Source organism: Pedobacter rhizosphaerae (assembly GCF_900111155.1).
Classification (GTDB): Bacteria; Bacteroidota; Bacteroidia; order Sphingobacteriales; family Sphingobacteriaceae; genus Pedobacter; species Pedobacter rhizosphaerae.
Genome location: NZ_FOGG01000006.1, coordinates 81419 through 101411, shown reverse-complemented (window position 1 = coordinate 101411; position 19993 = coordinate 81419). Strand labels below are relative to the sequence as shown.

Here is a 19993-nt window from a genome sequence, read left to right as displayed (position 1 = left end):
TCTTAACCTGTGTGGGGAAAATAACAATCAACAACTCACCATGACTTTTGAAATTTTCCCCTTTACTTTTTTCTTAGCCGAATTTTTAATACTTTCGCCGCCCCTCATCCATTTTATTTCCTGCAATGAAAAGATTTTTATACGGTATTGACTTTGGTACAACAAATTCGGCATTGGCCATCTATGATGAAGAAAAGCAAGAAATCCACAGCACCATTATTATTCCATCGCTTATTTACTTTTATCATCAACTGCAAACTGCTGAGAATAATTATGTAGTGGGTGAGGAGGCAATAGCAGCCTACTTAAACGACGGAATGAAAGGGCGTTTCATTAAATCTATTAAACAGATTTTATCTCGGACCAGTTTTTCTGAAACCCGTATTCAGAACAGAAGATATAATGCTTCCGATTTGGTAGCCATTATATTGAAGGAATTGAAAAGCAGGGCCGATGAAATTATTGGGCAGGATTGCCGGAAAGCGGTTATCGGCCGACCGGTTTTCTTTGATGATGATAACGTACAGAAAGATACTTTAGCTCAAAACAGATTGAGTAAAGCCGCTGAGTTAGCTGGTTTTACAGAAGTTCGTTTCCAGTTCGAGCCTATTGGAGCCGCCTTTGCCTACGAACAAACACTTACGAAAAAAGAAAATGTTCTGGTAGCCGATTTAGGTGGAGGTACGACTGATTTTACCTACCTGGTGCTCGATCCCGCTAAAGTGGGAAGTAAAGACCGAAAAGGTGATATGATGGCTACCGGAGGTATTTACATCGGGGGAGATAGTTTTGATTCGGCATTTATGTGGGAGAAGGGTACACCGTATTTTGGCAAGTATACCCAATACGAAGCCACGAAGGGAAAAGTTTTAACCGTTCCAAAATCGCTTTTTGCCAATATTTGTTCATGGGAGCAGATGAATTTCTTTAACGGGCAACGTATTAGAAAGGATATTGAAGATTACTACTATTTTTCTGGTAATGATCGGAAATTTAAAAACCTGATTACACTCATTGAAAATAATCTGGGCTATTCGGTATTTCAATCTATAGAAAAAACCAAAATTGCCTTATCCAGTCAGGATAGCACTTCTTTTACTTATAATCAGTTAGGCATAGAAATCGATGAAAATATATCGTTATCAGATTATGAACAACTCATCAAAAAAGATGTAGATCGAATCTCTGCTTATCTGGAGGCTTTTATGTTGCAATATAATATTGATGTGAAGGATATAGATAGTCTATTTTTAACAGGTGGAACATCCATGGTTGGAAGCATTCAGAAGTTATTTAAAGAGAAGTTTCCGCATATCAGCCTAAATTCTGGTGATAACTTTAAGAGCGTTGCCCAGGGTTTAGCATATAGTGGTTATCTTTTTAGTTAAGAGATTTTGGTGTCAAGAATCAAGTAGCAAGAATCAAGTATCAAGAATCAAGTATCGAGAATTGAGAATCAAGACTGGATTCCGTGATGAAAATTGTCAGTCTGAGCTTGTCGAAGAGCTCTAGATAACTCGGAAACTTAATAGTATAACCCTTCGCAATTTGTTCCGATTTTACATCTGAAAGCTCAAGGAATTAATAACATTGCGTCTTGCTTCGAATCTGCTTGAGCCCTGACAATCTAGCTTAGCAATAACTGAACTTACAACGGCAATATTCAAGCTCCATAACCCCAAATCCTACTGAGGTTTAAAATCCCTTGCATCAGCCCATTTAACCATTTCATCAAGAATAGGCCTTAATTGTTCTCCCTCGGCACTTAAACTATAGGTTACAAAGGGAGGTACCACGTTTTCAGCTTTTCTGAATACCAATACATCCTCTTGCATTTCCTTTAAATGTTGGATAAGCATTTTTTCCGTTACTGCGGGAATTAATTTTTTCAGTTCACTATATCTTTTTGGCCCACTCAATAAATGAAATAAAATAATAGGTTTCCAGTGTCCTCCAATTTTACTCATTACGAAACTAACCGGACAGGTTGCCTTGCTAGCCCTTCTGTTGGCATTAGATGTCGAATTTTCTTTTATTGCTGTCATGATACATACTTTGGGGTAAGTACTTGTAAAAAAGTAAGTACAAATATACCTTTGACTAGTCAATAAAAAACAATAATCATGAAAATAATTTTAACAGGCTCACTTGGAAATATTAGTAAGCCACTAACAAAGAATCTTATTGCACTAGGTCATGATGTTACCGTAGTGAGTAGCAATGCGTCCAAAACCGATGAAATAAAGGCACTGGGTGCAACGCCTGCAATTGGCGCTGTTCAGGATGAAGATTTTCTAACCCATACTTTTACAGGGGCAGATTTAGTGTATTTAATGGTGCCAAATGATTTTTCAACCGATAACATGAGGAATCATATAAAAAGTATTGGCCAGCATTATATAAATGCGGTGCAAAAATCGGGTGTTAAAAAAGTAGTGTTATTAAGCAGTATTGGTGCCCATCTGGAGAAAGGAACAGGACCAATTGCAGGGCTTCACGATGTAGAACAGTTATTTGGAAAAGAAGAGGGCTTTGACATCTTAACCTTGAGACCGGCTTATTTCTACAATAATTTATATGGCAATATTGATATGATTAAACATGCTGGTATTATTGGTGGAAATTATGGTGCAGATCAACCTATTGTAATTGTAGATCCTCAGGATATTGCAGATACTGCTTCAGCTAAAATCAATGAAGGTTTTACAGGAAGGAGTACTTTGTACATTGCCAGTGATAAACGGACATTAGGAGAAGTAGCAGCGCAAATAGGTAAGGCAATTGGTCAGCCTGAACTGCCCTGGATTGAATTTACCGACGAACAATCCTATGATGGAATGGTAGGCGCAGGTCTTCCGCCGGAAATTGCTAAAAACTATGTGGAAATGGGAACAGCTATTAGAAGCGGAGTATTATGGGAAGACTTTGATGCCAAAAATACTGTTCCTTCAGGTAAAGTAAAATTGGAAGATTTTGCCCTGAAGTTTGCACAAGCTTATAACAGCTAAACTAGGCACGAATAAATTGAAAGCTCCTGTCGGTGTTAATCACATTGGCAGGAGTTTTTTGTATGTCAACCAAACCAAAAGGATTAGCAAGTGTTTATAAACTTAAAGTATTCAAAAAATGGAATTTGTTGGCTTGCATACCAGGTAAACTAAAAAGATCTCAAGTACTTAATACCTATAGCGGTGAATATCCGTTTTATAAGAATATAAAAGCATAAATTAAACTATGAGCCCAACGGTTTTCATCTGGACAGGACTTTTAATTGCCCTCGGTTTCTATATTAGAAATTACTGGAAATTGAATAGAAAAAAGTAGTATCCAGCGTTCTGAGCCCCAAATTATAAATTCTAGTTCATTACTCTATCGTAATTATAGCCTCTTTCAAATCTTCTTAAATCAGCGGGCAAGAATCTAAAAATTGAACCTAGCAACAAACCTACCTATTTTACTAATCGAAGAAGAGCAACGTTTTTCAAGGCTTAAATCCCACTTAACATTTTATCTCCAATTTCTAACTTCAGTAGATAGTCTTGCTGTCCTCTCAATTTAAGTGACGCAATTATTTTTCAATTACATTAAAGTGTTTACAATATTACCCCATAATGGATACAATCGTAACCTATTGGATGGCAGTGGTTAGCTAGCTTTGGCTCAGCCAATTAAAGAACTGGATAAGTGTTTGGGCGATAATTGGTGAATGAAATTCAAACCAAATAAATCAAACATGATGAAATTATCCAAACAAACAATTCCGTTAATTATTTTTTTTCTGTATTTTTTTTATGTCGCCAGTGCGCAGAATGATATTACCAAGGTAAGATTAGCACTTAAATCAAGCTACGCATTTACCAGTAAAATGACCATTTTACCAGCGCAGGCACCTATGAGTACTTTATTGAATAGAATTTCTGCAAATGGAAAATTTAACCGTGCAGATAGTTTACCAAGAGGTGCTGATCTTACTGATACCATTTTTAAAATGAACTGCGTATATTTTCATCCTGATTCTACAGCCTACTACCAGGTTCCGGCAGTGAAGTTCAAAATATATCATGCACTTAACGCCTGGTTATCTAAATATCCCAGTTACCAATGGCACATTAGTGCTTTTAGCCAGCCTCAAAAACTAGGCATTATGATGGTAATGTTATTTGATCAGATGAAGGTAGATTCGCTTGATGCGACTTATGGGCCGGTTATCAAAAACATAAAGCTTCAGGCGGTTCGATTTTTACGACACAGATGGAGTAATGGCTTATATTCAAGCACTTTCAACTATCCCAGCCTGGGAACCCTTATTAAAGATCAGGGGCATCGAACAGGTAATGTGGGTTATCGAATTTTGGGGTACACAGCTGTGGAAGCCGCAACCGAAGATGTTGCAACTATGAATACCCTAAATCAGATAATGTCTAATCAATTTCCACTAATTATTAATAAGCGCAATGAGAATGGTTTTGCTGGAAATTTATACCCTGGCTCCCTTTTTCCACATGGATCTCAAACATTTAATGTAGGTTATGGAAGCGATTGGATGAGTGATGCAGGAAACTATGGCAGGTGGGTGGAAGGTACAAAATGGCAATATAGCTCAGATAAAGTTGAAAATTATGGTAAATTATTAAATGTTGGAATGAGATGGATTACTTACAAAAAGCAAAGCTATCACAACATTATTGGCCGGAATAATCAGCAGTACGGATCCTACAATTATAATATAAGTGCATTACTCGATAACTACCTGGCTTTTGCAGATTCTTCCAATCCACTTTATAGTGTTTTGTCAAAGTTGAGGAACGATCACAGTAACGAAAGCTATGTCCAGGATTCTACGAAATATCTTTGGACTTCCCTGCCTCTTAGGTAAATCTGATAAACTGATTAGGCCAGCTACTGTGCATCACTCAATAGATGGAAATTTTGCCATCAGAGCAGGGAAGTGGAAGCTAGAACTTTGCCCTGGATCTGGAGGATGGGCAGCGCCGAAAAATAAGGAGGCCTTGAAATCTGGTGCTCCAGCTATACAACTTTATGATTTGTCAAATGATATAGCGGAAAAAAATAATTTACAAGCCCAATATCCTGAGGTTACAAAGAGATTAATGGCTTTACTTTTGAAATATGTAATTCAAGGAAGAAGTAATCCGGGAAGGTCACAGAAAAACGATGCTCAAGTGGATCTATGGAAGATAGAGGAAAGTAAAAAATTATAATGTGCAGTTAAATTACCTGATTAAAGAATAACGCTCGTCAGACTTTGCAACACAGGAGGTAAAGTACAAGGTTCTATGAAGGAAACTTCCAAAAAGCAAGTGCAGGAACAAGACAGTGAGCGCTAGGGCTGTTAGTACTTAAGGTATTCAGGAGGAATATTTAAACTATTTCTCCCAAATACTATTGTTCCCTACAAGTTAGGGCAATACTTGCTCAAATGGATTTGTAAAAGAACCTTTTTCTTTGAAAGTCTTTATCTCGTATTCATTCAGTAAGCAAGTTGCTAACAATTGCTTCAATTCGGGTATATTTAAATCCTGCCCGATAAAAACCAGTTCATTTACACGGTCACCAAAATCAGTGTCCCAATCGCTTTGAATTTGGTTACGGTTTTCCTGATAATCCGAATATTGCATGCGTTCTGTTTCTGGCATACTCGCCCACCATACACCCGCAGGATCAACCCTCAATGATCCTCCTGCCTGCGAAAAATTAACAGCTTGATCGGCGTTGGAAGCCAAATAGAAAATTCCTTTAGACCGGATAATTTCAGATGGAAATTCATGTTGAATGAAATTCCAGAGACGTTGGGGATGAAAGGGTTTTCTGGAACGAAAAACCGTAGATAGGATACCATATTCTTCCGTTTCCGGTTGGTGTGTTTCTTCCAGTTCTTTTTTCCATCCCGCACCTGCGGATGCTTCTGCTAAATCGAACAAGCCTGTGTTCAATAATAGGGAGGGGTTTATATCTCCAAAAATACTGTTGTAAATTCGGGCAGAAGGGTTCAGTTTTTTAATCAAAGCACGGAGTACTTTCATATCTGCCTCAGTTACCAGATCTACCTTATTGAGTAAAATAACATTGGCAAATTCAATCTGATCGGTTAACAGATTTACAATGGTTCGCTGATCTGTTTGCTCTTCGGCCAAGTTCCTGTCCAGCAACTTTTCTGCCGAGCCAAAATCCTGATAAAAATTATAGGCATCTACTACTGTAACCATCGTGTCTAATACACTAAACTGGCTCAGGTCAATACCCGACTGCTCATCTACAAAGGTAAAGGTTTGTGCCACCGGGATAGGTTCGGAAATACCGGTACTTTCTATCAGCAGGTAATCGAAGCGGTTTTCTTTGGCCAACTTTTCTACCTCAACCATTAAATCCTCCCTTAAGGTGCAGCAAATACACCCATTACTCATTTCTACCAGCTTTTCTTTTGTTTGTGAAAGCGTATGTTGACTTTTAATCAAATTGGCATCGACATTGATTTCGCTCATATCATTTACAATCACAGCTACCCGAAGATTTTCTTTGTTTTTTAAGATTGAATTTAAAAGGGTGGTTTTACCGCTGCCTAAAAAGCCACTCAATACAGTAACAGGAAGTTTATTTATCATTTTAATGCAATTAAGTTGCAAATATAATAGTTGTGTTTTTAAATGCAACTAAATTGCGTTTATATTTATAGCAAATCGCTATTATGAATATTTTAAAACTTAACCTGGATAAAATAGGTATTTCAGCCTCTGTACTTTGCGCCATTCATTGTGCCGCAGTACCATTTGTTATTACATTATTACCTTTATGGGGCTTAGATTTTATAGCTAATGAATGGTTCGAAATTGGCATGATCTGTTTATCGTTACTCCTGGGAATATGGTCTTTAGGAAAATCCATCAAATCGCACAGGCAATTTAGACCCCTTCTGCTGCTTATTTTAGGATTTCTTAGTATTGCATTTGGTCATTTTTCTGGAATATCAGTTACCGAGCCTATACTGATCCCATTGGGAGGCTTAATGATTGCGGCAGCACATCTGATAAATCTAAAATATTTAAAAAAATGCCCCGTTAATAATAATCATCAGCATTAGCCAATTTTTGTCAATATCTTAGCGCGTGGGTATGCTATGTAAAATTAGCATGAACTTATTATAATCTTAATAACACAACATTGTTGCGTTTAAAAATCAAAGCTTATATTTGTAAATGCATTTCAATAAAAAATATCTGTTTCTCCCTGCCTTGTTGCTTATTTCGGTACTCAATCCGGCTTGCAGGCATGGTAATAACGACGGGCTAACGCTATATAAGCGGTATGCTATAAAAAACCTGATCATTAAACCAACGCCAGTTGTAAAAAATACACGTCATGATTAAGATTAGGAATTTATCACACAATTACACAGGGGGAAGAAGGATTAATTTCCCGGATTGGGATATTGATAGCATGGATCAATGGTTACTTCTTGGTGCATCTGGAAAAGGGAAAAGTACGCTGTTGAATATCCTGGCAGGTTTGTTAAGTCCAACCGAGGGTACGGTAACGCACAACGAATTGAATTTACACAGCTTATCGGGCACTGCTTTAGATCGGTTTAGAGGCCGGCACATCGGCATTGTTTTCCAGCAAACCCACCTCATTAAAGCATTAAATGCGATCCAAAATTTGCAGATTGCTTCTTCGTTGGCCGGATTAACTTTCGATGACGCGCATGCCATGAATTTGTTGAAAGATTTAGGCATTCATGAGTTAAGGAAAAAGTATCCCCATGAATTAAGTCAGGGACAGCTTCAACGGCTTTCTGTGGCTCGTGCCCTCATTAATAAGCCCGATTTATTAATCGCCGATGAACCTACCTCCAGTTTGGATGATGAAAATGCTTTCCAGGTATTAGAGATGCTCCAAACACAGGCAAAAAATAATCAAGCTGCACTCGTTATTGCCACACATGACCAAAGGGTGAGCCAACGTATTGATAAATCTTACTTATTGTAATGAATATTTACCAGATCAGCTTCAAAAATCTTTATCGTAATCCACTTACAACAGGCCTAAATGTGATGTTAGTTGCTTTTGGCGTTGGTATTTTATGCATTTTACTTCTGGCCTCCAACCAAATTGAGCGCAAGTTGGAGCAAAATGCCAAGGATATTGACCTGGTGGTTGGTGCAAAGGGAAGCCCATTGCAATTAATTTTAAGCAGTATTTACCATATTGATTTTCCTACGGGGAATATTACTGTGGAGGAGGCAGAACCCATTATGAAAAACCCGATGGTGAAAAGAGCGGTACCGCTGGCTCTTGGCGATAGCTATGAAGGTTTTAGAATTGCAGGTACGGATAGTTCCTTTATTCAGCTTTACCAGTTAGAGATTGGAAAGGGAAGGTATTGGAAGCAAGATCTGGAAGTGAATATTGGGAGTACAGTAGCTAAGGTTACAGGACTTAAACCAGGAGATAAATTTTATGGCGCACATGGCTTAGATGGTAATGGCGATGTGCATAAACAGCATATGTACCAGGTAGTTGGTGTATTAAAACCTCAGGGTAATGTAACTGATGATCTTGTTTTAACCAATATTGGGAGTGTATATAAAATGCATGAACCAGAGGGAGAAGAGGAACATGGTTCTGCTGAACACCATGAGGAGAAGGAAATCAGTAATAAAGAAATTACCGCCATCTTAATCCAGTACCGGTCGCCTATGTCGGTTGTGCTTTTTCCACGCATGGTAAACAAAAATACCAATATGCAGGCTGCTTCTCCCGCCATGGAGAGTGCAAGGCTTTTCTCGCTCATTGGAGTAGGATTAGACACCCTGAAATACTTTGCGATATTAATTATGGCCATTTCGGGTCTGAGCATCTTTATCAGTCTGTATAATTCCATGAAGGAAAAAAAATATGATTTAGCGCTCATGCGGTGTTTAGGTGCCTCTAAAGGGAAACTCTTTTTTCATGTGGTGCTTGAAGCATTGGCGGTTACCATAGTAGGCAGTTGTTTAGGCATTCTGATTGGTCATTTGGCAGTTGAGGTCATTGGCGTATATCAAGAATCGGCACAGGCCAGGTTAACGGGTAGTTATTTTGTTACCGAAGAATTATACCTCATTTTAGCAGGACTAGTGATTGGATTAGTTGCTTCTATTATTCCAGCCATGCAGGTATACAAGGTTGATATTGCGAAAACACTTTCTAAAAGTTAGCTAATGAAGTATTGCGGTCTTTTAATTTTATGGCTATGCTCACTTTGGGTTTCTGCACAGGTTAAGGTGCATACCGATATGCGTACACCTACCTGGAACACCATTGGCTTACGTTACGATAAGGAAATTTCTCCAGGGAAATGGGGTAGTGTGTATCCCGAACCATTAAAGAAACTCAATAATAAGGTTATTGAGCTGCCAGGATATATTATACCAACTAAAGTGGGGAGCAAATTTTCCGAATTTATGTTTTCTATTGTGCCCATAGCTTCTTGTCCGTATTGTGGTACGGGAGATATTCCTGCAATGATTGAGGTGAAAATGATTACACCCATTCCCATCACTGATAAGCCAGTTAAGCTAAGGGGGATCTTTATCATCAACGATTCGGGCGATGATAGAAGTGAGTTTTTTCTGTTAAATGCAAAGAAAGTATGAGGTTTGATTTTAAGCGCTGCTTGCTGTTTTGCCTCACTGTTTGGAGCATGAACTTAGCCGCACAGGTTAATGTACATAAGGAGTTGCGCACACCTAACTGGAATTTAATCGCATTGCGTTACGAAAAACAGGTAAAGCCTTTGGTGTTCAAGAGTATTTTTCCGGCAGAACTCAGGGCAATCAACAATACGGTAATAGAACTACCAGGTTTTATTATTCCAACCAAGGTGGGCAATACCTTTTCCACGTTTATGCTATCCATTGTACCCATAGAATCTTGCCCTTTTTGCGGAACAGGCGATATCCCTTCTATGGTAGAAGTTAAAATGTTAAAAACCATCAAATGGACAGATAAGGTGGTTCGGATACGGGGGAAGTTTTTGATAAATGATTCTGGAGACAACAGGTCAGAATTCTATTTACTTAATGCAGAGCAGTTATGAGGCATGTTTGGCTGATATTTTTTTTAATGACCAGCTTGTTGGTACAAGCACAGAGTCAAAAACACAATCTAAATGATCAATTACATTCTCTCAATTGGGATATCATCGGAACAGTGAAGTTCGAACTCTCAGAAACAAATGAATTAAATCCAATCTATACGAGTGCGATTAAGCGGTTTGAAAACAAGCCATTTGAGCTTAAGGGTTATTTAATTCCTATCAAAACGGGACAGAAACAGCAGAAATTTTTACTGGCTACTTTACCCATTAATCAATGTTTCTTTTGCGGACAAAACGGTGTGCCCATTATGATTATGATTGAAATGGAAAAGCCTGTTAGTTATACGGAAAAGCCTATAACGGTGGTTGGAGTGCTGAAATTAGAGCAGAAGGATGCCAGTTATGCGCCGCCAATATCCATTAAAAATGCCCGGTTAAAAACAACCTGATCAATGTTTGGGTTTGGCTGTTTCCTTGGCTTGTTGCCTGCTGTGGATATAATCAGATGGCGACATGCCAAATTGCTTGGCGAAATTTCTGCCAAAATGCGTTTGAGAGCTATAGCCTACCATTTCTGATACTTCGTAAATCTTAAAGAAGCCCTCGTTTAAAAGTTCTGCCGCTTTTTTTAACCGCGCCAGATTAATCAACTCATTTGGGGTAAGATCGGAAATCGATTTGATCTTGCGATATAAAGTTGGCCTGCTCATGTTCATATGCTCTGCCAGATGTTCTACATCTAAATTTTGATTATCCAGATTTTTAAGGATGGTTTCCTGGAGTTTTTCTAAAAATTGTTCATCTCCTTTAGAATAGGCCATCGTTTTGATGTGTATAAGGGGCGAGCTGGCAAAATAAGCCTTTATCTTATTGCGATTCTTGATTAATGAGGATACCTGCACCTGTAAAAACTCAGGCGAGAAAGGTTTCTCTACATAAGCATCAGCGCCCAGTTCTATGCCTTCAATTTTTGATTGGAGTGTGTTTTTAGCGGTTAGTAAAATAACGGGAATATGGCTCAGCTCCAGGCTTGATTTTATTCTCCGGCAAAGTTCAAAGCCATCCATTTTTGGCATCATCACATCACTGATGACCAGTTGAACGATTTCTGTATTCAGGATTTCGAGCGCTTCCATACCATCTCTGGCTTGCAGCACATGGAATTTTTCGCTCAGGTCATCAGCAACAAAATCTAAAATATCTTCATTGTCATCTACCAATAAAATGATAGATTTTTCTTCTTGATTTTGTCCGTGTGTTTCGCTCATTAATGTTTTTTCCATTTGCCTTTCAGATTAAATTCAATGAGTTGATGGATGGGGAGCTCAAGTATAAAGATATTGTGTTTGCTGCTATATTCATCAACAAATAATTTACCGTGGTGAAGTTCTGCCAGCGATTTGGAAATAGACAAACCTATCCCGGTTCCGCGTTTAACTTCTGTTTCTGTAGCCCTGAAAAAGGGCTCAAATATTTTTTCCCTTAAATCTTTTGGTATCAGTGGGCCGTCGTTTTCGACTAAAATCTGAAAGCAATCTCTATCCGAAAGGGTTACCAGACTAATGCTAACCATTTTTTCACAGTATTTAAGCGCGTTATCGGTTAAGTTACTCAATATTTTATACAAACCTTCCACATCTACATAAGCCTCCAACGCATGATCCGGTAGCTGTAAATGATAGTCTGTTTCGCCCTGCTCGGCTACTCCCTGAAAGCTTAAAAATATATCCTGTAGGATCTCATTAATATTCGCCTTTACAAAATTGAGCGAAAAGTTTTTAATCTCTGTTTTACGGAAATCGAGCAGTTGATTGGTTAAGGTGAGTAACCGGTCGGTATTTCGGTCCATAATCCTTAAGTTTTTTTCTATGGATGGCACACTTTCCGCCTGTTTGATTACTTTCTCCATTGGCCCCTTAATTAAGGTAAGGGGTGTTCGTATTTCATGGGCTACATTGGTAAAAAACTCAATTTTTGCCTGATAAATTTCCTTTTCTTTTTTGTTTTCAAAAAGCTCCATCCGCCTTTTGTTTTTGGTTTCGAGCCTGCGGTGATAGCTCATTATCAGATAAATAATCAATGCCGATGCCAATACAAAATATAGAAAATAGGCCAGGGGACTCTTGTAGAAGGGAGGCAAAACCTTAATCATGATTTTTACATTCTTTTGGCTCCAGTTGTCGCTGCCATTTATTAAAGCTTTGGCTTCGAAGGTATAGGTTCCGGCAGCGAGTTTGGTAAAGTAAACCTTTCTGTTGGTTTTAAGGTAAACCCAGGTTTTGTTCAAACCACTCATTTTGTAGGCATATTCTGTCATATCTGGCGAAGTATAACCCAATGCCGCAAAATCGAAACTGAAAGAGGATTGATCATCTTTGAGGATGAGTGTGTCGGTGTAAATGATCGATTTATGAAGTACAGAATCAGGGCCATTTACCCGTGTTTCTTCATTATCAATCTGAAAGCCCGTTAAAAAAACCGGAGGTTGATTATTGGTATTTCTTAAGCTGGCGGGTAAAAAACTAATCAGGCCCTTTACGCTCCCAAAGTAAAATCTTCCATCAGTATCTTTAAAAGCAGAACTGTAGTTAAACTGATCTGTTAACAATCCGTTGGATCTGGAATAGGTTTTAATCTCCTTTCTGGAAGGGTCGAAGCGTATCAATCCCCGTGTACTGCTAATCCAGAGTTTTTGGTCTTCATCTTCCAAAATTCTGAACATAGAATTACTGGGAAAGCCATCCTTGGTGCCAAAACGCGTAAAATCTTCTTTTTTTGGATTAAAAAGGTTTAAACCACCACCATCTGTGGTTACCCAAATGTGGTGATGGCTATCTTCAAAAACACTATTTACGCTATTGTGGCTAAGCGATTTTTTATCGCCTTCTATGTTCCTGTAATTTTTAAACCCTTTCTTATCCAGGCGAAATTTATAAATACCATCATTAAAGCTACTCGCCCAGATATTGCCCTGGCTGTCTTCAATCACAGAATCATAAAAAAACATCGGGATATCGGGAATGGGCTCAAAGAAATCCTTTTTTGGGTAATAACGATATAACCCATAAATCGTGGCCACAAGGATATCTCCCTTGCTTGTTTTACAAAAGGAAACAATAAAATTGGTACGTAATCCATTTTTTGGGCTTGCCGTATAGTGTTTTATTACTTTTCGGGTTTTAATGTCCATGATATCCAAACCATGCTCAAAGGTTCCGATCCATAGTTGATTTCCATGTACCAATAAGCCATGTATGTTGTAATAAGCAATGCTATGTTGGGTTCCATCTGGCAGGAAGTTTTCAAACAGTCCGGTTTTGGCATCCAGCTTGTTTAAACCAGCGTCTTCAGTACCTATCCATAAATTGCCATCATTATCCTTACAAATTTCTCTCACATCACTCCCGCTAATGGAGTTGCTACCTTTCTGAGGGAAATACTTGGTGAACACGGCATACTGTGGCGAATAATAGTTAATTCCGCCAAAATAGGTTCCAGACCATATTCCACCATCCCGATCCCGGTAAACCGTATAAATGGCATTGTCTGATAGCGCATAAAAGTTATTATACTGCTTTTGTAAATGTGCTAAACTGCCATCCTGACTGTTGTAAATGTACAGGCCAGACTCTGTGCCTATCCAAAATTCATGCTCCTTAGATTGAAGGATATCTCTGACGAAAATGGAGGTTTTATCTTCATTGAAGGTTTTAAGATTGCTTACAGTAGAGGTTTTTAAGTCGAAAAGTTTTACCCCCTGATTGGCGGTACCAATCAGTAGTTTTCCGTTACCGGCATCAAGCACTTTAGTGGTCCAGCCGCTTTCTTTGCTTTTACTCATTACATGATGAGAAGCAAAACTATTGTGTAAAGGATCGTATTTTTCTATAGTGCCCTGCATGGTTGTGATCCAGATACCACCATCTTTGGTTACACCAACAGAATTGGCATCAAAATGAGCTTTTTCTTTAAAAGCGTAAAATTTCTTTTGCTCAATATTGTAAGTAAACAAACGCGATAGTGAAATGATCCACAGATTACCTTTGGTATCACTTTGCACATCGTTAATACGCATGTTTTTGGTTTCAGCAATAAGACTGAAACTTTCTTGCTGCGGGTTGTAGCGGTATACACCTTTATTGGTACCTATCCAGAGGCGATGTTGTTTGTCGGTGTGCAAAGCGTAAATAAGATCGTTACCAATGCTTTTAGAATCTTCTTCGTTATGCCTGTAGGTTTTAAAAGTGTAGCCATCAAATCGGTTGAGGCCATCCTTGGTACCAAACCACATAAAACCATTTTGATCCTGAACCGTACAGAAAACAGTATTGTTCGATAATCCATTTTCTACCTGATAGCGCCTAAAATAATAAGGCTGGGCATAAATGAATTTACTTGCCAGGATGAATAAAAATAGGATGGTTAGTTTTTTCAAGGCTGTTTATACTCGGTTGTTCAAATATATCAAAGAAATGGTTCTAATCAGAGATTTTGAATAGGCTACTCCATGAATGTCATCAGGGAGGATAATTTGTCTCATCCTGTTGTGGCATACTGTGTATTTGAATTTTTGATCTTATTTGGTTGTTAAACAGTTGATTGTAACTTTTTTTGTGAGTCCTGAAATTTAAAACATGAGCGAAAAAAAGAGACAAATTGAGGAAATATTGATACAAATGCAGCAATTAGTAGGCGCTTAAAAAGATCATATTTGTTTGTTGCTTAACCACATTCAGAGCGGTTTAACATCATTGCTAACCAAATAACAATTTTTATGAGAAAAATTTTATCCTCTTTAGGAGGAGCCAAGTGGCCTACATGGCCTCCTCTACAAAATCCTTTTAGTAAGCCAAGAATGCTGTTTTTGATTTGCGGAATCTTAACCATTCTGTATTCGGGAAATCTTTATGCACAAGAGCAGGCCACGGTTACGGGAACGGTTACCGACGAAAAAGGAGAGAGTTTAGTGGGGGTAAGTATCAAGGTTAAAGATGCTGCTACCACTGCTACCACCGATGGAAGCGGTAAATATAAAATTGTAGCCCCTAAAAATGCCACGCTGGTTTTCGTGTACGTAGGGTACAGCAATCAGGAAATAGGTATAAATGGAAGGACAACTGTTAATGCTAAACTAAAATCTTCCTCTACTGATTTAACGGATGTAGTGGTTGTGGGTTACGGAACGCAGAAGAAAGAAGCCATTACGGGTGCTGTAGCTACCATTAGCAGCAAGGATTTTGAAAAAGTACATGGCGGTTCAACAGTAAGTACTGGCCTGGCAGGAAAATTAGCAGGGGTTTCATTTAGAATGCCCGATGGTAGACCCGGGGCAAGTGCGAACATTCAGATTCGTAACATGGGCGATCCTTTATATGTTATTGATGGAATTCAGCAGGATGCTGGTCAGTTTAATAACATATCTCCAAATGATATTGAAAGTATTACCGTTTTGAAAGATGCCTCGGCAGCCATTTATGGTAGCCGTTCGGCCAATGGGGTAATTATCGTAACCACCAAAAAGGGTAAAAACAGTACGCGGAATTCTTTTTCTGTAGATGCTTATACCGGATGGCAAAACTGGGTACGCTTCCCGGAAACTACCGATGCCTATCAGTGGATGTTAGGAAAGGCCACTGCAGAAATGAATGCCAACGGAAAAACTGATATTACACAAACTGAACTCGATAAATGGAAAGCCGGAACGGAGTATGGTTACCAGAGCCAAAACTGGAAAGATATTATCATCGCTCCAAATGCGCCTCAGTCTTCGGTAAACTTAAGTGCTTCGGGTGGTACAGATAAGTTAACTTACTATATTTCTGCTACCCGTTTAGACCAAAAAGGCGTGTACGGAACCCAAAGAGAGTTTGAATTTAACCGTACCAATATTCAAAGTAATGTGGAGGCGAAAATTACCGATCGCTTCAAGGTAAATATGTTAATTAATGGTCGTGTGGAAAGCAGAGATCAACCAGGGGTACCCGGTGGTGATGATTACTGGGCTGCTCGTTTTGCCCTGTTGAGAAACCGCCCTACAGAGCAGGCTTATGCAAACGGTAATCCCAATTACCCTAACGACATTGGTCACAATACAGAACAATTTGCGGTTCAAAGTAAGGCTTTAAGTGGTTATTGGAAATCTGACTGGAGGGTTTTACAAACCAATTTAACTGCTACTTACAACACACCGATTACAGGTTTAGAAATTAAGGGATTATACTCTTATTACATTGCAGATAATGTAATCAACGGCCATGAGTACACTTATAATGTGTATACCTATCGTCCTGAAACAGGCGTTTATGAGCAAAAAGTAGGGAGTTCAAATCCTTATCGCGAGCGTAGGAATGAAAAGGTAATGACCAATACTTATCAGTTACAGGCCAATTACAACCGTACTTTCGGTAAACATACTTTTGGAGGATTGCTTTTAGCAGAGCGATTAGATCGCTTCCGTACGTACACTTTCCAACATGCTGTACCTCAAACCAATGTTTTACCTGTACTGCAATTTGCAGATATGGACGGACAGGATTTTACAGATCAGCAGCAGGAAGAAGCGCGTATCGGTTATGTAACCCGATTAAATTATAACTATGACAATAAGTATTATGTTGAATTCTCTGGAAGAAGAGATGCTTCCTGGAAATTTGCCCCCGACAGGCGTGTAGGTTACTTTCCTTCTGCTTCCATTGGCTGGAGAATTACACAAGAAGGATTTATGAAATCCCTTTTAGGTGAAAACAGCATTTTGGATGATTTGAAATTCCGTGCTTCCTATGGTATTTTGGGAGATGATAACATTAACCTGGATCCTTTTGCTTACTTGCCCGGATATACCTATAACGTAGGTACAGTTATCCTGGATGGTAAAACCATTACAACATCGAGAGATAAAGGACCAATTATTAATACACTAACCTGGTTTAAGAGCAGAATTGCCGATGTAGGTGCTGATTTCTCTTTATTCGGTTCGAAACTTAATGGTACGGTTGATTATTTCTACCGTAAGCGTACCGGCTTAAGAGGAACAAAAAATGATGTATTGGTTCCACAGGAAATTGGTTATAACCTCCCTGATTATAACATCAATAGCGATGCACAATACGGTGCTGAGTTTTCTTTAAACTACCGCAATAAAATTGGAGAATTCAACTACAATGTAGGAGGTAATTTTTCGATCACCAGAAGTAAGTTTTTAGAATCTTATATGCCGCGTTTTAATAATTCATGGGATCAATACCGTAACTCTTTAGAAAACAGATATAATAACATTTTCTGGGGATATGAAGTTACCGGACAGTTCCAAAGCATTGATGAGATCAACAATTCTAAGGTCAATATTGATGGAAAAGGGAACAGAACCCTACTCCCGGGTGATTTAATCTACAAAGATCAGAATGGCGATGGGGTTATTGATGGTTTGGACGAACGTCCGATTGGTTACACCACCACCGGGCAGCCGAATGTGATGTTTGGTTTCACCATTGGAGGTTCATGGAAAAACTTCGATTTTACTGCCGATTTTTCAGGAGGTTCATTATACTCCTGGAACCAAAACTGGGAACAAAGATGGCCTTTCCAAAATACCGGAGCCTTATTGCAAAACTTTGCCAACGACAGCTGGCACAGAACCAACCTGTACGACTTAAACAGCCCATGGGTTTCCGGAAAATACCCGGCCATGCGCTTTAACGATAATCAGTTGAGTAATTACAACAAGAACTCTACTTTTTGGTTGCACAATGTAAGCTATTTACGTGCCCGTACTTTAGAATTGGGATACACCATCCCGAAAAAATGGTCTGAAAAAATTAAGATCCAGAATGCCAGGGTATATCTTAACGGTTATAATCTTTTCTCTTTCGATAACTTAAGTGATTATGGTGTAGATCCGGAGATTGCAGACGATAACGGCTTGCAGTATCCGCAAAACAAGTTTTACAACATCGGTATCAAATTAACGCTGTAAACATCCAAAATTTAAAGAAATGAAAAAATACATCTATATATTGTCTGCTGCTGCATTGTTAACCTTTGGCGAATCATGCAAAAAAGACTCAGAATTTTTAGATAAACAGCCTACCAATACCTTAGATATAGAGGCTACCTGGAAGGATCCCAACTTGGTTTTATCGGTAATCGGTGATCTTTATGACCGTTATCCAGATTTTCAAAGAATAGAATCCTGGTGGTTATTTGCCGATTTTGACGAGGGTTTCGGCTCTGCAAGTGGAGATTATTTCCGCCACCAGAACCTGGAATACAACTACGATTCGTGGAACATGTGGGATTACGGTTATGTACGCGATTTGAATAACTTCATTAAAAAGGGTGAAGAGTCTAATACCTTGAAAAAGGAAGACAAAGACCGTTATCTGGCAGAAGCCAGGTTTATCCGTGCAGGCCTTTATTTCGAAATGGTTAAGCGAATGGGAGGGGTGCCGTTAATTTTAGAGCCACTAACCTATAATTACAGCGGAGATCCAACCTATCTTCAATACCCAAGGGCAAAAGAAACAGAAGTTTACGACTTTGTAATCTCAGAGTTGGAAGCCGTTAAAACCATATTGCCAAACTCTGCAAATGTAAAAAGCAGGGCAACGAAAGCGGCAGCTCTGGCTATGGAATCCAGAGCCGCTTTGTATGCAGGTTCTATTGCCAAATACAGCAATTCACAATTAACGCTTCCGGGTGGAGAGGTAGGTATTGCCTCCTCTTTAGCTAACAGTTACTTTACCAAAGCCCTTAATGCGGCAAAGGAAATTATTGCCGATGGTCAATATTCCTTGTATCAGAAGAATCCCAACTTATCTGAAAACTTCGCCAGTTTATTTACCGATAAAGGAAGTAACCCGGAGGTGATTTTTGTGAAGGATTTCAAGTTGAAAACCAATAAGGTTCATGGGTTTACCATCGATAATCAACCTCGTTCTTCAGCAGAAGAGGCGCAAGGTGGTCGTTTAAATCCTTCCCTAAACCTGGTCCAGTCTTTCGAGAAGCTAGATAATACCTATGCTTCTTTGCCTGTAACAGATGGTTCTGGAAACCCCGTTTACTACACCGGAATTACCGATATTTTTGCCGGAAGAGATGCCCGTTTAGCAGGCACGGTAATTTTGCCGGGCACCTTGTTTAAGGGGAACATGGTAGATATCTGGGCGGGTTATCAATTGGCTAATGGCAGTATTGTAACTGGCGATAACTTTGGTTCAACTAAAACAGATGTTCTTCCTGGTAATCCGGGTAGTGTGCAGGTGGTAGGCAAGGATGGCCCGGTTGATGGGTTAGAATTCAGTGCTCAAACAGGTTTTTATGTACGCAAGTATTTAGATCCTTCTGCAGGTTCGGGCCAGATTGGTACCCGAAGCGAGGTTTGGTGGATCAGGTACCGCTACGCAGAAGTTTTGTTAAATGCAGCTGAAGCGGCCTTTCAGTTGGGCGATTTGGGGGCAGCTGCCGGCTATTTGAAACCGGTAAGAGATAGAGCTGGATTAACCACCGCCTTAACGGCTGCCGAGATCACTTTTGATCGCATTGTGCATGAACGTAAGGTAGAATTAGCCTTTGAAGGTCATGAATTGTGGGATTACAAACGCTGGAGACTGGCTGATAAAGTCTGGAATGGCAATAACATGAGCAATGCTGATTTTATTAATGCAACCAACATTGGCTCGGCAACCCGAACCAGTACACAAGTATTTGGTTTATGGCCTTACAAATACTATAACCCAGGCAATCCAAATCACAATAAATACATCTTTAAAGTAGTAAAACCAAGTCGTGTTACCGCGGCGCATCGCTTCCGCCTGGGTAATTATTACTCTTTAATCAATCAGGACATCATCAACAGAAATCCGAAGATTGTAAGAAATCCAAATCAATAATTTATTATCA

17 protein-coding genes are annotated in these 19993 nt (G+C 39.1%); 13 read left to right on the top strand and 4 right to left on the bottom strand.

The features are described 5' to 3' along the window. The first annotated feature begins 125 nt into the window (after positions 1-125). The gene (locus tag BMX11_RS06630; RefSeq protein WP_090882705.1) at positions 126-1388 is read left to right on the top strand and encodes an Hsp70 family protein; all 1263 of its coding nucleotides are present in this window, start codon (positions 126-128) and stop codon (positions 1386-1388) included. Between the two features lie 297 nt (positions 1389-1685). On the opposite strand, the gene BMX11_RS06625 is transcribed toward BMX11_RS06630, so the two are convergent. Further along, entirely contained in the window at positions 1686-2045 is a 360-nt protein-coding gene (locus BMX11_RS06625; protein WP_090882704.1) for a winged helix-turn-helix transcriptional regulator, read from the bottom strand. A 78-nt stretch (positions 2046-2123) separates the two neighbouring features. Between BMX11_RS06625 and BMX11_RS06620 the strand changes: the two genes are divergently transcribed. From BMX11_RS06620 to BMX11_RS06610, 3 genes are all read left to right on the top strand, one after another. Next, a complete protein-coding gene (locus BMX11_RS06620) occupies positions 2124-3008 on the top strand; it encodes an NAD(P)H-binding protein (protein WP_090882700.1) in 885 nt (294 codons plus the stop codon). Positions 3009-3733: 725 nt separating this feature from the next. Continuing rightward, complete coding sequence (locus tag BMX11_RS06615; RefSeq protein WP_139180134.1) at positions 3734-4876, top strand: hypothetical protein; 1143 nt, start codon at positions 3734-3736, stop codon at positions 4874-4876. A gap of 28 nt (positions 4877-4904) precedes the next feature. After that, entirely contained in the window at positions 4905-5222 is a 318-nt protein-coding gene (locus tag BMX11_RS06610) for a hypothetical protein (protein ID WP_245738597.1), read from the top strand. Between the two features lie 198 nt (positions 5223-5420). Here the strand turns inward: BMX11_RS06610 and BMX11_RS06605 are convergent, their stop codons facing one another. Then, on the bottom strand, positions 5421-6623 hold the full coding sequence (locus BMX11_RS06605) for a GTP-binding protein (RefSeq protein WP_090882694.1): 1203 nt from the start codon (positions 6621-6623) through the stop codon (positions 5421-5423). Between the two features lie 83 nt (positions 6624-6706). Here BMX11_RS06605 and BMX11_RS06600 point away from each other — a divergent pair, with 83 nt between their 5' ends. The 7 genes from BMX11_RS06600 (at position 6707) to BMX11_RS06575 (ending at position 10545) form a co-directional block, all read left to right on the top strand. Beyond that, positions 6707-7099, top strand: coding sequence for a MerC domain-containing protein (locus BMX11_RS06600; protein ID WP_090882692.1), 393 nt, complete (start codon positions 6707-6709; stop codon positions 7097-7099). Between the two features lie 115 nt (positions 7100-7214). Further along, complete coding sequence (locus tag BMX11_RS24250) at positions 7215-7385, top strand: hypothetical protein (protein WP_175474491.1); 171 nt, start codon at positions 7215-7217, stop codon at positions 7383-7385. Beyond that, the gene (locus BMX11_RS06595; RefSeq protein ID WP_090882691.1) at positions 7378-8004 is read left to right on the top strand and encodes an ABC transporter ATP-binding protein; all 627 of its coding nucleotides are present in this window, start codon (positions 7378-7380) and stop codon (positions 8002-8004) included. The genes BMX11_RS24250 and BMX11_RS06595 overlap by 8 nt, the downstream gene beginning before the upstream one ends. After that, entirely contained in the window at positions 8004-9215 is a 1212-nt protein-coding gene (locus tag BMX11_RS06590) for an ABC transporter permease (RefSeq protein ID WP_090882689.1), read from the top strand. Before BMX11_RS06595 ends, BMX11_RS06590 begins: the two co-directional genes overlap by 1 nt. Positions 9216-9218: 3 nt before the next feature. Next, complete coding sequence (locus BMX11_RS06585; RefSeq protein ID WP_090882687.1) at positions 9219-9653, top strand: hypothetical protein; 435 nt, start codon at positions 9219-9221, stop codon at positions 9651-9653. A gap of 47 nt (positions 9654-9700) precedes the next feature. After that, positions 9701-10096, top strand: coding sequence for a hypothetical protein (locus tag BMX11_RS06580; protein ID WP_090882685.1), 396 nt, complete (start codon positions 9701-9703; stop codon positions 10094-10096). A 26-nt stretch (positions 10097-10122) separates the two neighbouring features. Next, the gene (locus tag BMX11_RS06575; RefSeq protein WP_245738596.1) at positions 10123-10545 is read left to right on the top strand and encodes a hypothetical protein; all 423 of its coding nucleotides are present in this window, start codon (positions 10123-10125) and stop codon (positions 10543-10545) included. Here the strand turns inward: BMX11_RS06575 and BMX11_RS06570 are convergent, their stop codons facing one another. After that, complete coding sequence (locus tag BMX11_RS06570) at positions 10546-11379, bottom strand: response regulator transcription factor (RefSeq protein WP_090882681.1); 834 nt, start codon at positions 11377-11379, stop codon at positions 10546-10548. Beyond that, on the bottom strand, positions 11364-14531 hold the full coding sequence (locus BMX11_RS06565) for a ligand-binding sensor domain-containing protein (RefSeq protein ID WP_090882679.1): 3168 nt from the start codon (positions 14529-14531) through the stop codon (positions 11364-11366). Before BMX11_RS06565 ends, BMX11_RS06570 begins: the two co-directional genes overlap by 16 nt. Before the next feature lie 339 nt (positions 14532-14870). Here BMX11_RS06565 and BMX11_RS06560 point away from each other — a divergent pair, with 339 nt between their 5' ends. Beyond that, entirely contained in the window at positions 14871-18068 is a 3198-nt protein-coding gene (locus BMX11_RS06560) for a SusC/RagA family TonB-linked outer membrane protein (protein ID WP_090882677.1), read from the top strand. Positions 18069-18087: 19 nt separating this feature from the next. Further along, the gene (locus BMX11_RS06555; RefSeq protein WP_090882675.1) at positions 18088-19983 is read left to right on the top strand and encodes a RagB/SusD family nutrient uptake outer membrane protein; all 1896 of its coding nucleotides are present in this window, start codon (positions 18088-18090) and stop codon (positions 19981-19983) included. The last annotated feature ends 10 nt before the right edge of the window (positions 19984-19993 follow it).